This window comes from Thiofractor thiocamini (assembly GCF_055384375.1).
In genome coordinates this window covers 913,220-928,199 of the sequence record NZ_AP042389.1, presented here as the reverse complement: position 1 = coordinate 928,199, position 14,980 = coordinate 913,220, and the positions used below count along the sequence as shown (strand labels likewise).

13 protein-coding genes are annotated in these 14,980 nt (G+C 36.0%); 8 read left to right on the top strand and 5 right to left on the bottom strand.

What is annotated here, in order from left to right:
* Window positions 1–11 precede the first annotated feature (11 nt).
* On the top strand, window positions 12–2,588 hold the full coding sequence (locus tag ACZ47B_RS04685; RefSeq protein ID WP_464895523.1) for a bifunctional aconitate hydratase 2/2-methylisocitrate dehydratase: 2,577 nt from the start codon (window positions 12–14) through the stop codon (window positions 2,586–2,588).
* A 19-nt stretch (window positions 2,589–2,607) separates the two neighbouring features.
* Here the strand turns inward: ACZ47B_RS04685 and ACZ47B_RS04680 are convergent, their stop codons facing one another.
* On the bottom strand, window positions 2,608–3,498 hold the full coding sequence (locus ACZ47B_RS04680; RefSeq protein WP_464895522.1) for a DMT family transporter: 891 nt from the start codon (window positions 3,496–3,498) through the stop codon (window positions 2,608–2,610).
* 51 nt (window positions 3,499–3,549) lie between these two features.
* Between ACZ47B_RS04680 and ACZ47B_RS04675 the strand changes: the two genes are divergently transcribed.
* The 7 genes from ACZ47B_RS04675 (at window position 3,550) to ACZ47B_RS04645 (ending at window position 10,412) form a co-directional block, all read left to right on the top strand.
* Window positions 3,550–4,842, top strand: coding sequence for an ATP-dependent DNA helicase (locus ACZ47B_RS04675; RefSeq protein ID WP_464895521.1), 1,293 nt, complete (start codon window positions 3,550–3,552; stop codon window positions 4,840–4,842).
* A 154-nt stretch (window positions 4,843–4,996) separates the two neighbouring features.
* Window positions 4,997–6,874 carry an aldehyde ferredoxin oxidoreductase C-terminal domain-containing protein gene (locus ACZ47B_RS04670; RefSeq protein WP_464895520.1) on the top strand — a complete coding sequence of 626 codons (1,878 nt, stop codon included), beginning with the start codon at window positions 4,997–4,999 and terminating at the stop codon, window positions 6,872–6,874.
* A gap of 90 nt (window positions 6,875–6,964) precedes the next feature.
* Window positions 6,965–7,720 carry a TOBE domain-containing protein gene (locus ACZ47B_RS04665; RefSeq protein WP_464895519.1) on the top strand — a complete coding sequence of 252 codons (756 nt, stop codon included), beginning with the start codon at window positions 6,965–6,967 and terminating at the stop codon, window positions 7,718–7,720.
* A 43-nt stretch (window positions 7,721–7,763) separates the two neighbouring features.
* Window positions 7,764–8,501 (top strand): molybdate ABC transporter substrate-binding protein, encoded by a 738-nt coding sequence (modA, locus tag ACZ47B_RS04660; RefSeq protein ID WP_464895518.1) that lies wholly within the window; start codon window positions 7,764–7,766, stop codon window positions 8,499–8,501.
* Window positions 8,498–8,893, top strand: a complete 396-nt coding sequence (locus tag ACZ47B_RS04655) for a TOBE domain-containing protein (protein ID WP_464895517.1) — start codon at window positions 8,498–8,500, stop codon at window positions 8,891–8,893. The genes modA and ACZ47B_RS04655 overlap by 4 nt, the downstream gene beginning before the upstream one ends.
* Window positions 8,890–9,567, top strand: a complete 678-nt coding sequence (gene modB, locus ACZ47B_RS04650) for a molybdate ABC transporter permease subunit (RefSeq protein ID WP_464895516.1) — start codon at window positions 8,890–8,892, stop codon at window positions 9,565–9,567. The genes ACZ47B_RS04655 and modB overlap by 4 nt, the downstream gene beginning before the upstream one ends.
* Complete coding sequence (locus tag ACZ47B_RS04645) at window positions 9,564–10,412, top strand: ABC transporter ATP-binding protein (protein WP_464895515.1); 849 nt, start codon at window positions 9,564–9,566, stop codon at window positions 10,410–10,412. Before modB ends, ACZ47B_RS04645 begins: the two co-directional genes overlap by 4 nt.
* A gap of 78 nt (window positions 10,413–10,490) precedes the next feature.
* Here ACZ47B_RS04645 and ACZ47B_RS04640 read toward each other — a convergent pair whose 3' ends face one another.
* From ACZ47B_RS04640 to ACZ47B_RS04625, 4 genes are all read right to left on the bottom strand, one after another.
* Entirely contained in the window at window positions 10,491–11,762 is a 1,272-nt protein-coding gene (locus ACZ47B_RS04640; RefSeq protein WP_464895514.1) for a TRAP transporter large permease, read from the bottom strand.
* On the bottom strand, window positions 11,763–12,302 hold the full coding sequence (locus ACZ47B_RS04635) for a TRAP transporter small permease (protein ID WP_464895513.1): 540 nt from the start codon (window positions 12,300–12,302) through the stop codon (window positions 11,763–11,765).
* Window positions 12,303–12,331: 29 nt separating this feature from the next.
* On the bottom strand, window positions 12,332–13,333 hold the full coding sequence (dctP, locus tag ACZ47B_RS04630; protein ID WP_464895512.1) for a TRAP transporter substrate-binding protein DctP: 1,002 nt from the start codon (window positions 13,331–13,333) through the stop codon (window positions 12,332–12,334).
* Window positions 13,334–13,724: 391 nt separating this feature from the next.
* Window positions 13,725–14,924: a CaiB/BaiF CoA transferase family protein gene (locus ACZ47B_RS04625; RefSeq protein ID WP_464895511.1), complete on the bottom strand. Its 1,200-nt coding sequence runs from the start codon at window positions 14,922–14,924 to the stop codon at window positions 13,725–13,727.
* Between the last annotated feature and the right edge of the window lie 56 nt (window positions 14,925–14,980).

Below are 14,980 nucleotides of genomic sequence, written 5' to 3'. Positions count from 1 at the left end.
AAGGAGTTTTTATGAGTATTATAGAAGAGTATAAAGCTCACACTAAAGAGAGGGAAGCTTTAGGCGTACCGCCGCTTCCGTTGACTGCCAAACAAACTGCAGAGTTAGTTGAATTGCTAAAACTTGATGAAATTCCAGAAGAGAAGTATCTTCTAGAATTGTTGAAAAACCATGTAAGTCCGGGAGTTGATGAAGCGGCATATGTAAAAGCCGGATTTTTAAATGCCATTATCACAGGAGATGCGCACTCAAAAGCTATAGACAAAGTGGATGCTGTAAAGCTGCTTGGAATGATGTTAGGAGGCTATAATGTCTCTCCTTTGATAGAAGCTTTAAAACATGACGATGTAGCTGTCGCACAAGAAGCTTGTGATCAACTCAAAAAAACTCTCTTGGTATATGACTCATTCAATGATGTCAAAGATTTGATGGATGAAGGAAATGCATATGCAAAAGAGCTTATAGAATCTTGGGCAAATGCCGAGTGGTTTACAAAAAGAAAAAAACTTCCAGAAGAGTTGAAAGTTACCGTTTTTAGAGTTCCGGGCGAAACCAATACAGACGATCTTAGTCCCGCTAGTGAAGCTTTTACAAGAAGTGATATACCTTTGCATGCCAACTCTATGCTTGCAGCAAAGATGGATAATCCTATAGAAACTATAAATGAACTTAAGAAAAAAGGCAATCCCGTAGCATTTGTAGGAGATGTTGTAGGAACAGGAAGCTCAAGAAAGTCAGCTATCAACTCTGTTCAGTGGCATATAGGAGAAGAGATACCCGGAGTTCCAAACAAAAAAACAGGCGGAGTCATCATAGGCAGCATAATAGCTCCTATCTTTTTCAATACCGCCGAAGATAGTGGTGCATTCCCTATAGAAGCTAATGTTGATAAGCTTGAAATGGGTGATGAGGTAGTTATAAAACCTTATGAGGGAAAAATCTATAAAAACGGTGAAGTGGTAAGTGAGTTTGAGATCAAGCCAAATACACTTCCGGATGAGATACAAGCAGGCGGAAGGATACCGCTTATCATAGGAAGAAACTTAACTACAAAAGCAAGAGAAGCATTAAAACTTGGAACGGATGAGATATTTGAAAGACCTGAACAACCCAAAGATGATGGAAGCGGATATACTCTAGCCCAAAAGATGATAGGTAAAGCTTGCGGTATGGATGGTGTAAAGCCGGGGATGTATTGTGAGCCTGTAGCAACAACCGTCGGAAGTCAAGATACTACAGGAGCTATGACAAGAGACGAGATAAAAGAGTTGGCAGCTCTAAGTTTTGGAGCTGATTTTGTATTGCAAAGTTTTTGTCATACTGCAGCTTATCCAAAGCCGGCCGATATAAAACTTCAGCATACATTGCCTGAGTTTTTTATCAACAGAGGCGGAGTATCTTTACGACCCGGAGATGGCGTTATACACTCTTGGCTTAACCGTTTTTGTTTGCCTGACACTTTGGGAACCGGTGGGGATTCGCACACTAGATTTCCTATAGGGATTAGTTTTCCGGCAGGTAGCGGACTTGTAGCATTCGCCGCAGTTGCAGGAAGTATGCCTCTAAATGTACCTGAGTCAATCTTGGTAAGATTTAAAGGTGAAATGCAGCCTGGAATCACTCTAAGAGATATGGTAAATGCTATACCTTACTATGCTATCAAACAAGGGCTTTTAACTGTTCCAAAAGAGGGTAAGATTAACGCATTTGCTGGAAAAATACTTGAGATAGAGGGACTTGAAGATCTAAAAGTAGAACAAGCATTTGAGCTAAGTGATGCTTCAGCTGAAAGAAGTGCCGCTGCTTGTACGGTAAAACTAAATAAAGAGCCGATTATCGAGTATCTCAAGTCAAATATAGCGATGATAGAAGCGATGATAGAAAACGGATATGAGAGCAAAAGAACGCTTGAAAGAAGAGCCAATAAGATGAGAGAATGGATAGCAAATCCCGAACTTCTCGAAGCAGATAAGGATGCCAAGTACTCAAATGTTATAGAGATAGATATGAATGAAATCACTGAGCCGATATTGGCTTGTCCAAACGATCCTGACGATGTAGCGACTCTTAGTGAGATTTTAGCTGATCCAAACAGACCAAACGGAAAGATAGATGAAGTATTTGTTGGAAGTTGTATGACAAATATAGGCCTTTTTAGAGCTTTGGGAGAAGTTTTAAAAGGAGAAGGTCCCGTACCTGTAAGGCTTTGGATAGCACCGCCGACTAAAATGGATCAAAAAACTCTTACTGAAGAGGGTTACTATTCTATCTTTGGTGCAGCAGGAGCTAGGACAGAGATACCCGGATGTTCACTTTGTATGGGTAACCAAGCAAGAGTTGCCGATAATGCTATAGTTTACTCCACAAGTACAAGAAACTTTGACAACAGGATGGGAAAAGGAGCTAAAGTTTACCTTGGATCATCTGAACTTGCCGCAGTTACTGCGCTTCTTGGAAGACTCCCCACAAAAGAGGAGTACCTAAGTATAGTTCCTAAAAAAATTACTCCTGATATGAGGGATAAGATATATAAATATCTTGACTTTAGCAAACTTTCCAAAGAGGAAGCAAAGGAAATGTTCTCTTAAAAATAAAAAAGGCTGGAAGTTATCTTTTAGCCTTTTTTATACTAAGCCACAATCCCAATCCTATACAAAAACCACCAAGTATATGATATAGATGTATTTTTTCTCCAAGAAATACCACAGCCATCAAAGCACCGAAAATCGGCATCAAGTGTATGTATTGTCCTCCAGTTGCGGCTCCAATTTTGTGAAGACCATAATTCCAGGCCAGATATGAGATGATAGAGGGAAAGATAGCTATATATAAAAGTGCATATATGACATCTTTGTTCAGTGTGATCAAATGCTCGTTGAAAGGATTGTAAAGATACAGTGGAAAGAGCAGTATGGTACCTATGATCATCATTACTCCAAGAAATGTCATAGCTTCCAACTCTTTTGGTCTTAAGTATTTTAAAAGTAAAGAGTACATAGCCCAATCAAGTGCGGCAAAGAGCATCCAAATATCACCTTTGTTGAAAGAGATATGTATAAGTATATTTATATTTAGCTTGGTCAATATGATCATGACGCCTATAAGTGATATAAATATACCTGTGATTTGAAACTTTGAAATTCTTTCTTTGAAAAACAGTGAAGCTATGATGAGTATAAAAATAGGTATCAATGAATTCAGTATAGTCGCATTTGTAGCTGTTGTATAAAGTAGTGAAATGTAAGCCAAAGTATTGAAAGAACTGATGCTAAGGAAAGAGAGTATGATGATATTTGGTAAATTTTTTTTGATAATCTCTTTTTGTCTAAAAATTGACTTGATAACAAACGGAGTAAATATCAAGGTTGCCAAAAACCATCTCCAAAAAGATAAACCTATGGGGATATGCTGATAACTAACAGCCTTACCTACTATGAAATTGCCCGCCCAAAAAAGAGGAGGAAGCAACATGACAAGATATGGGATATATTTCTTCAAATAAGCTCCTTTTTGGAACAAGTATTATACTTAACTTGGTATAATATAATTATGAAAGATAAGATAGTAAAACTTTTAAAAACCAAAAATGTTTTTTTAACCGGTGGTGCCGGAGTCGGAAAAAGTTACCTAACCAAAGAGATAATCCTTGAGTATAAAAAGAGTTTAAAACATGCGGTCGTGCTTGGAAGTACCGGTATAAGTGCTGTCAATATCGGTGGTCAAACGATACATAGCTTTTTTGCTTTTGGCATTTGCTCAAATCTTGAAGAACTTGTGCTACAAGATAAAAAAAATAGAAAAAGAGTAAAAGAGATAAATGAACTTTTAAAAAGTTGTGATCTTATCATCGTAGATGAGATAAGCATGGTAAGCAGTGCGATGCTGGATATGATAAGATACAGGGTTGAAAATGCCGGATATGAGGGTACATTTTTATTTGTCGGGGACTTTTTTCAGCTGCCTCCTATCATAAAGAGTGGACTTGGCAGTAACCTTTTTGGCGGAGTTTATGCTTTTGAAAGTAGTTCATGGGATTTTTTCGATCCTGTTGTGATAGAGCTTGAAGAGATGAAAAGGACAAAAGATAAAAAATTTTTTCAAATACTTGGCAAGATAAGAGTTGGAATCATAGATGAAGAGGTGGATGACTATCTTGTAAATTTATCGAACAATATAGAAGTTTTAAAAAATGAGCCTACATTTTTATATGGCAGAAATAAAGAAGTAACTTTGGTAAATGCTAAAAAACTTCAAGAACATCCTAAAAAAGAGGTGATTTTACAAGCAGATATAACATTGCATGACAAAAGAGTCTCAAACAAGAGGCTTGAAAGCTGGATGAACTCTTTGCCGGTAAATGAAGAATTGATACTTAAAGAGGGAGTTCCCCTACTTTTTACATCGAACAAATGGGGTAAGTTCTATAACGGCGAAAGAGGAGTGATAAAAGAGATACTTGAAGACTCACTCATGATAGAGAAAAACGGCAGGCTTATAAAAGTGCAAAAGCAGGAGTTTGATCTTATAGAGTATAAAAAAGATAAAAATGATGAACTTAAAGAAGAAGTTTTAGCTACTATGAGTCAATATCCCATAAAACTTGCCTATGCTATAACCATACACAAATCCCAAGGAATGAGCATAGAAAATCTTGTATGCAACATAGACAATATCTTTACCCCAAGTCAATTTTATGTAGCCATCGGAAGAGCCGTAAATCCTAAAAAGCTATATATACAATACTCAAGAGGTGATATAAAAAGATATCTAAGAAATATCATCAAAGTAAATGATGAAGTCAAGCAGTATTATAGGCTTTATCAAAAATGTACTTTCTGCTAATATGTCGAACAATGTATTTGATTATTTATAATGTAAAATTATGCTTAAATTATATACTATATAGTATATAATTATATAACAATTTATAGTATAATGTTTCAATTAAATATTATTTGACACAATGAGTATCAAAAGTATATAGTAAGGAAAAATAATGAAAACAAGTCAAAAAGTACTGTTTGTTGATGCGTCAACATCATTTTACCGTGTAAATCGTTATAAACTAGGAGAATTTTTTGGCCCGATCGATTTGGGTTTACAACTTGCCGGAAAACATAACAGTTTAAATATAGGAACAGGGGTTTTGGCAGGGTCTATCTTTCCTGGATCAAATCGATTGATATTCAATGGTTTTTCTCCTGCATGGGGAGGATTTTATATATCATCTATGGGTGGTGCAGGATTGGTTTTTGATAATCTTGGGATAAATATGCTATCTATAGTCGGAAAAGCACCAACGCCTTCAATCTTATATCTAAATCGAAAACAAGGAGGAGAGATCCAATCTAGATTACACCCTGTTGATATAAAAGAGATATGGAGAGAAGGGCGTGGTGGGGTCTACTCTTTGATGCAATATGCACTTGATGTTTTTGGAAATGAATATGGTGCAGATCCGAGAGTTTTAGCAACCGGTCCTGCATCCGCATCTACTGATTTTGGGTCTATTTGTTCGGCCCCAGTTAAAAAAGGCAAATTAACTTTTGTGGACACATGGGCTGGAAGAGGGGGTTTTGGTTCGAAAATGCTCCAAAGTCATGGTATAGCAGCTATTATATACGGCGGTACATTTATAGAAGATGATTTCAGAGATCGTAAAGTTGCTGATCAGTGGTTTAAAGATAAGTATAACATGAAATTATCTACAAAAGATTTGGAGTCTACTACTAAATATCGTTTTGATCCTCATTTTGAGACAGGAGGAACACTAGGTGTAAATTATGCAAGCTTGGGTGGAAGCATGTTCTCTTTTAACTATAAAAGTATTTATATGAAAGAGGAAGAAAGAATCGAAATTCACAAAAAATTTGTTTTAGAACACTATCTAAAGCAATTTAACGAAGAAACAATATCTGTAAAAAATGAAAAAAATTGTGGAGAACCGTGTGCGGCACTTTGTAAAAAGATGAAAGATGAGTATAAGAAGGATTATGAGCCATATCAAACTATGGGGCCGTTATCCGGTATTTTTGATCAAAGAGCAGCTGAAAAACTAAATCATCATGCTGACATGTATGGCTTTGATGCTATATCCATAGGAGGAACTATCTCCTGGCTTATGGAGTGTTTGTCTGAAGGATATTTGTCACCTGAAGAGTTAGGGGTGAAAGATGTGCCGAAATTTTCCTTGGAAGGCTTTGATGTAGTTTCTTCATCTATGCATAACGCGGATATTGGAATTGATATTCTTGATAATATCATTGATAAAAACGGAAAAATCGATTTAAGTGATGGTGCTAGAACATATGCGCGTAAATTGGCAAAAAGTAAAAACAATAAAAAGATACTTGATGCTTTTGTTTATACCGCTTATGCGAGAAAAGGGTGGATGGTTCCAAATCAATACTGGACACCCGGAGTTCTTTCGCCAATGTCGATAATGGGAAAATATTATATGTATTATGGTCCTGATTTTGTTCCTCCTAGGGAGCTTGGAAGGTCAGGGGCTGCGAGACTCAAAGGTGAATTGATACTGGATAATATGGGATTTTGCCGTTTTCACAGACAATGGGCTGAAGAAATGATGCCCGATGTTATGGAATCCTTATACGGGCTGAAAAAACAGTATTTGGAAAATGGAGCTATAACTGCCAGTCGGATTAACGGGCGTAATTCATCAGTATTTTGGGAGTCGGAAAGAAATGTGGATATCGTGTACACATTTTTACAAAGAAAACATAGTATAGACAACAATAATGATACTGAACTTATAAAATGGCTAAATTATTTCAATAAGGACAAATATGAAGCAGCTATGAGTTTTTGGTATGAAATGCACAAAGGTATACAGGAATCATTAAGAGATTTTTGAATCATCTCCTAATGATAATAAAGATATAAGCATAGTTTAAAAAAAAGTTATTATAATACCGTTATGTATTTTAGTATATAAGGCTTTATATTGGAAAAAACGGTATTATTTGACTTTTCTACTCCAAATTTACTTGAAAAAGAGATAGCGCTTCTTGAAGCTATAAATGAGTATGGTTCTATCTCAAAAGCGGCAAAAGCTTTACCTGTTAGTTATAAGTCTGCCTGGGAAATCATAGATAGTATCAATAACCTTGCAAAAGAGCCGGTTGTTATAAAAGCTATAGGTGGAAGCGGAGGAGGGGGGACAAAACTTACTTCCTATGGTGAGAAACTTGTAAAAGATTATCATCTTATAAAAAAAGAGTATGACAAATTTATCTCTTCCATTTCAAATGTATCCGATATAAAAACCATAAAAAAATTAACCCTAAGGTTGAGTGCAAGAAATCAACTTTTTGGAAAAGTTACAGAGATAAAAAAAGACAAAGCAAGCGCAGAGGTTAGTTTTGAGCTTAAAAGTGGAGTAATTTTAAAATCATCTATAACAAAAGAAGCTGCCGATGAACTTGAGCTTGATATAGGAGATGAGATAGTAGGTATCATAAAGGCAACTTCTGTGATGATATCCGATAAAAATGAGTTCAAAAAAGCTGCCAACCTTTTTGAGGGAATTATTGAAGAGTTGGAAATCGGAAAAATCACTACTAATATAAAACTGCATATAGACAATCTTGATAAATTTTGGGTAACTTGTAAAAATGATTTGACAAAAGAGTTGAGGTTAAAAAAAGGTAAGAAGGTTTTTATTTTTATTAGACCAAAAAATATCATCATAGGAAAATGAATTATAAATTAAAAATTAGAAATGAAAAGTTGAAGGGAATTATATGATTAGAAGTATACTTTTTTTGGTTTTGTTTTGTTTTTCACTTTTTGGTGGGACTATAAAGGTGGCGGTCGCGGCAAATATGAGTTATGCTATGCCTGAAATCATCAATGTTTTTCATGAAAAATATCCTGGTACAAAAGTAGAGATGCTTCTTGGTAGTAGCGGTAAGCTTTTTGCTCAGATCAAAAACGGAGCACCTTTTGATCTTTTTTTATCGGCAAATATGAAATACCCTGATGCTTTATATAAAGAAAAACTCTGCATAACCAAACCAAAAGTGTATGCTACCGGAAGTTTGGCACTTCTTAGTAGTCAAAAAAAAGATTTTTCAAAAGGCATAAAGCTTTTAGAAGATAAAAATATCAAAAAAATAGCCCTTGCCAATCCAAAAACCGCTCCATATGGTAAAGCTGCGTCAGAAGCCATGAAAAGCTCCGGTATTTACGATAATGTAAAAGATAAGTTTGTATTTGCCCAGAGTGTAGCCCAGGCTACCACTTACTCCATTATAGCTGCCGATATAGGATTTGTCGCAAAATCCACTCTTTTTAGTAAGCATATGAAAAGATATAAAAAAGATGTAAATTGGATAGAGGTAAAACCGACCCTTTATACTCCTATAAAACAAGGTATTGTTTTATTAAACGATAAAAAAGAAGCAAAAGAATTTTATAACTTTGTCTTTAGCAAAACATCAAAAAAAATACTAAAAAACTTCGGATATAATATAAAATGAATGAGATAAAAGCCAAGGTAAAAGCCATACAAGAGAGGGGTTTTTTGCATGTAGTAGAGTTTCAAATCGTCAGCGAAACACTTTATATGATGGGGCTTGAATTGCCTGATATCACAACAGGTGATGAAGTAGTGCTGTCAGTTAAACCGACTCATATATCCTTGGCGAAAAAGTATCCAGAGCAAACAAGCATAAGCAATATCCTAAAATCAACCATAAAAGAGGTAAAAAACGGAGAAGTTTTAAGCTCTATTACATTAAAATTTGAGGATAGTTTTTTTGAGAGCATCATAACAACCGAAGCATCAAAAAAATTAAATTTAAAAGAGAATGATGAAGTTTTTATGCTTATCAAATCAAGTGATTTATTTATTAAAAAAGTGATCAAATGAGTGAGATAAATTTTACTCCCTTTGTTATTTCTTTTAAACTTGCAGCCATAACCACTTTGATACTCTTTTTTATCTCTTTGCCTTATGCTTGGTATCTATCTCAAACAAAGTCAAGATTGAAGCCTTTTTTAGAAGCCTTGACGGCTTTGCCGATAGTATTGCCACCTTCAGTTTTGGGATTTTATATACTTTATGCACTCTCATACAATTCTCCTCTGGGAAGATTTTTAGATGAGTATCTTGGAGTGAAATTGGTTTTTAATTTCCCGGGACTTGTGGTGGCAAGTTGTCTTTACTCTTTCCCTTTTATGCTCCAGCCCATACAGAACGGTTTTGAAGGGTTATCAAAAAATATGCTTGAAGCATCATATCTAGGCGGAAAAAGCAAACTTCAAACTATCATTAAAGTTGCTATGCCAAATATAAAACCATCACTTTTAAGTGCCTGCGTGATAACATTTGCCCATACGGTCGGTGAATTTGGAGTGGTTTTGATGGTGGGTGGAAGTATACCCGGAAAAACAAAAGTGGCAAGCGTTGCCATATATGAGATGGTTGAAGAGATGGATTATACTACCGCTCACATATATAGTGCTATCATGGTACTTATCAGTTTTACGGTGTTATTTGTAGTTTACATATTTAACAAAAAAGCAAAAAGCAGGTTTTTATGATAGAGATAGATATAAAAAAAACTCTGAGTGGTTTTGAAAGCAAAATGGTTCTACAAATAAATCTCAAGATAGATAACAATCAATTTTTAGCCGTAAGTGGTAAAAGTGGAAGCGGCAAAACAACATTTCTTAGAGTTTTAGCAGGGTTGGAAGATGCGGAAGGTTATATAAAAGTTGACAATATTGCTTGGCTTGATAAGAAAATTTCTCTTCCGCCTCAAAAAAGAGGGATTGGGTTTGTTTTTCAAGATTATGCACTTTTTTCAAATATGAACGTAAAAGAAAATCTTTTATATATCAATGATGATAAAAAGTTGGTAAGAGAGTTGCTTGAGATATGTGAGATAAGTGAACTTCAAAACAGATATCCTTCTACTTTAAGTGGTGGACAAAAACAAAGAGTAGCACTTTGCAGGGCTATGATGAACAGACCTAAACTTTTACTGATGGATGAGCCTTTAAGTGCGTTGGATCCCAATATGAGAGCAAAACTGCAAGAAGAGATCATGGCATTTCATAAAAGATTTGAAACTACAACTCTTTTTGTAAGCCACGATCCAAGTGAGATATACAAGATGGCAAGTAGAGTTATCATGCTTGAAAACGGCAAAGTCATAAAAGACGGAACCCCTAAAGAGATATTTTTAAAAACAAGTGGCTCTCAAAAACTCTCTTTTGAGGGAGAATTGCTTGATTTAGTAAAAGTAGATGTCGTCTATATAGCTATCGTTTCCATAGGACAACAAATAGCTGAAGTTGTCTTAAGTAAGGGCGAAGCGAAGGATTTGAAAATAGGTCAAAAAGTTCGCATCAGTTCAAAAGCTTTTTCACCTATAGTTTCTTAGGTATATAATTTGGTATGTTTTTTAAATACCAATATCTCTATACCAAAAGTATTTAAAAATATATACTAAGAATAAATACTAAAAATGATATGGTATATAAAGAGCCAAACCTTGCCAAAACCACATGAGAGTTGCAGTAAAGAGCATGATAAGAACAAAAGGCCAAACACCTTTTACTATCTCGGTTAATTTTGCATTTGATATAGCTTGGATGATAAAGAGATTCATCCCTACCGGTGGTGTGATGAGAGCAGTTTCTATGAGTATCACAAAAAATAAACCAAACCATATGGGATCTATCATCTTATCCATTATGGCCGGAAATAGTACCGGTACCATGATAAGAAGCATAGATAATGACTCTAAAAAAAATCCTACAAACAAAAGTACCAAGCCTATAGCAAATATGAAAATCGTTGGATTTGATATATTTTGCACTAAAAGTTCGGATATATTTTGTGGGATCATATATAAAGTTATAGCATAGGAGAAGACTTTGGCTCCTGCTATGATGATAAATATCATGATGGTGGTTTTTGCCGAGTCATAAACTGCTTCTTTTAAGTTTTGCCAATTTAATCTGCCCATCAAAAAAGTAACTACCATTGACAAAACAAATCCCACACCCGCACTCTCTGAAGGAGTTGCTACACCTAGATAGATAGACCCTATGACCGATGCAGCGATAAAGATGGTAGGAAGTGCCATTTTAGTAGCTTCCATTCTTTCTTTCCAAGTGGCTTTGGGTATGGCATGATACTGCTTGCTTATCCTAGAATATAGCATACCATATGAGATAAATAAAACTATCAAAAACAGTCCTGGTCCGATACCTGCTAAAAAGAGTTTCGGTATGGAACTTTCTGAAACTACACCATATATGATAAGAGGGATGGATGGAGGTATCATGATGCCAAGTGTTCCGCCTGCTGCTAAAAGTCCATAAACAAAATGTTTTGGATAACCTCTTTTTGTCATTTCAGGTATCGCTACTGTTCCTATGGTAGCCGCAGTTGCCACAGATGAGCCCGAAACCGCTGAAAATATACCGCAAGATAGTATAGTGGCTACTCCCAAGCCTCCCGGCCAGTGTCCTATCCAGCTTTGAACCGCGGCAAAGAGGTCTTTTCCTACTTTTCCTTTGAGTAAAACATTTGACATAAGTAAAAACATAGGAACAGCCAAAAGCTCAAAACTATCCATAGTGCCGTAAAGTCTTTGGGGGATTGCATTTAAAGGAAGCGGAAAGTAAGCTAAAAGTGCAGCTCCTAGTCCACCGAGTGCAAATCCAACCGGAACTCTTATGACAAGTAAAATTATAAGTATGAAAAGTATGATAAAAGCACTCATTTAAACACTCTCTTTGATCATTTCAAGTTCTTCATTTGGATCTATCCCTTTAGTCCAGATTTTAAATATCTCAACGATACCTTGTAAAAAAAGTATAAGAAAACCTATCCAGATGGAGGCTTGAGTAAACCACTTTGGAAGTCCAAGTAATGTGTCGGTATGATGCCCTTTTAGGGTGGAATCAAGCCATATATCAAAACCGTATTTGACAGTTATAGCGCTAAATGCAATGATAACGACCAAAGAGAATGTTTCGACAATTTTTCTAGATAAGCTGTCATGATTTTTAAAGGCTATATCTATAACTATCATATCTTTATGTTTTAGTGCATATGCTATACCTATATAAGCGGCCCATATCTGCGAAACGGTTGAAACTTCATCAACCCATATGGTTGGAGCATTGAAAACATATCTTGCTATCACTTCATAAGTTACGATCAATCCTATAAAGAAAAAGAGCCAAGCTGAAAATTTGCCGAAAAATTCTGAAATATTATCTATGAGTTTTATCATTATTATCTTTTTGTATGAGTTCAAGGGGATATCCATCCCCTTGTTTGACTTTGTTACTGTACTTTGGCCATATCTTCTTTGGCTGCTTCAAGTACCTCATCAGCCATAGGTCCGACTGATTTTTTGTATCTTTCTATAACCGGTTTTGTAGCTTCTACCCATTTCGCTCTTTCTGCCGGAGTCAGTCTTACGACATTCATTTTTGATTCGAGATATTTTGCTATCTTGTCTTCACTTGAGTAAACTTGCTCTCTTAAATGTTTCTCCACTATGCCGGCTGCATCCATGATAATCTTTTGATTTTTCTTACTTAGGGAGTTGAAGAATTTATTGTTCATTATAGCAACGAACTCTATAACGTTATCAAATGATAGCGTCATATCGTGCATAACTTCATAAAGTTTTCTACTTTTTACCGCTGAAAGTCCTGTCATACCTACGTCAACCGCACCTTGTTGATAAGCTAAAAACTGCTTTGAGCCTGACATGATGACCGGATTGCCGCCAAGTGCTTCAACCGTCCAGCTTAGTATCTTTCCGTAAGTCCTTACTTTTTTGCCTTTTAAATCACTTGGCAATCTTATAGGCTTACCGTTTGTCAAGTAAACATTGTGACCAAATGCCTGCCACCAAAGGATTTTATCTCCAGTCTCTTTTAGTATAGCTTTATCTAAAATCGCTCTTGTTTTTGAACCGTTTGATACAACCGCACTTAAAAGTTTGTCATTTTTAAAGAAAAATGGAAGACTTACTATGTCAACAGCCGGAACTGAACCGGTAAATCTGCCAAGAAATGCTGAACCTGCCTCTATAGCACCGCTTCCTACGGCTCCCGGGACTTGCTTATCTTTATACAATTGAGCAGAAGGAAAGATAACGACTTTCAAATCACCGTTTGACTTTTCCTCAACGATTTTCTTAAACTCCAGCCAGTTCTGTCCCAAAGAGTGGGTTATAGGCAACTGCAGTGTCACTCTGATAGTGGTTGCGGCCTGTGCAGCCATACTTAAACCTGACGCCAAAAGTATGCTAAGAGCAATATTTTTTAACTTCATCTTTTTTGTCCTTTTTTTAAATTTTTATCATACTACTATATGAAATCTGATGTTACGCACCATATATAATTTTAGACAAGACAAGAAGGCGTTATATGCAAGGCAGATTTTTGAAAGCCTAACCGTAGTTAAGGTGAGAAAATCTAACACAGCAGATAATGCCTTATTGTCTTGCCCTTTGGGTGCTTTTTGCAACACTCCCTTACGGCGTTAGAAAGTTTCAAGTTACAGGAAGTAGCTTTTCAACTTTCTGCCTTGTAATGAAATGTTGCAAAAAACATCTAAAACTATATATGGTGCATAATATCAGATAAAATATTAAATTAACACTACATTTTTAGTTTTACTGCTGTAAAATTAAAAATATGTAGAGAAATGTAACAAAATAGTTCTAAATGATACCCTTCTTGCTTAGATCTTCCAACTCTTTTTTGCTCAACCCTAACTCTTTTATATAAATCTCTTCATTGTGTTCACCAAGTTTTGCTCCCGCCCATTTTATCTGACCGGGGGTTTTACTGAATTTTGGTATGATGCCGGGCATTTTAAGCTTTCCAAGGTTTTTAACATCTACATCTTTTATCATATCTCTTGCTTTGTAGTGGATGTCATTAAATATATCTTCTATGTTGTAAATCGGACCTGACGGTATCTGATACTCATCAAGTATCTTTAAAACTTCTTTCATAGGCATACTCTTCGTCCAGGCTTCTATCTGTTCATCAAGATACTTCATCTTTTTTGCTCTACCGTCATTGTGCGCAAACTCTTCATTGTCAAGATCACTTCTACCCATAGCTTTTGTCAATCTTTTAAATATGCTATCCCCGTTTGCCCCGATAGCTATGTATTTGCCATCTTTACAAAGATATATATTAGATGGTGCGATACCTGGAAGTGTGTTTCCGCTTCTTTCCCTTATATATTTAAATTGATCATACTCAGGCACCATGCTCTCCATAAGACTAAATATAGCCTCATATAGAGCTACATCTATATACTGACCTTCGCCGCCTTTTATATCTCTATGATAAAGTGCCATCATACCACTCATCACCGCATATATGGCAGCTATGGAGTCTCCTATACTGATACCGGTTCTAACAGGAGGAAGATCAGGATAGCCTGTAAGGTATCTGATGCCTCCTATGGCTTCGCCGATACTGCCAAATCCCGGCTTTTGACTGTATGGTCCATCTTGTCCGTATCCTGATATCCTTATCATGATGATCTTGGGATTGATAGCTTTTAAATCCTCATAACCTATGCCCCACTTTTCAAGAGTACCTGGCTTGAAGTTTTCTATGATGATATCAACTTCTTTGGCTAATTTTTTGATGATTTCCTGCCCCTCTTTTTCTCTTAGGTTCAGGGTTATGCACTTTTTATTTCTTGATTGGACATACCACCATAAAGAGGTATCATCTTTCATAAGCCTCCATTTTCTTAAAGGATCACCGAGTTTTGGAGGCTCTACCTTGATAACTTCAGCACCAAATTCGGCAAAGATTCTCCCTGCAAACGGACCTGCTATAAGGCTACCGAGCTCAAGTACTTTTACCCCTTCAAGCGGCATTTCATTTTTTTCCATTGTTTTTCTCCTAAAATATGTGTCATAGCTTGTTTGCCACCAATCTTTGATTGGGA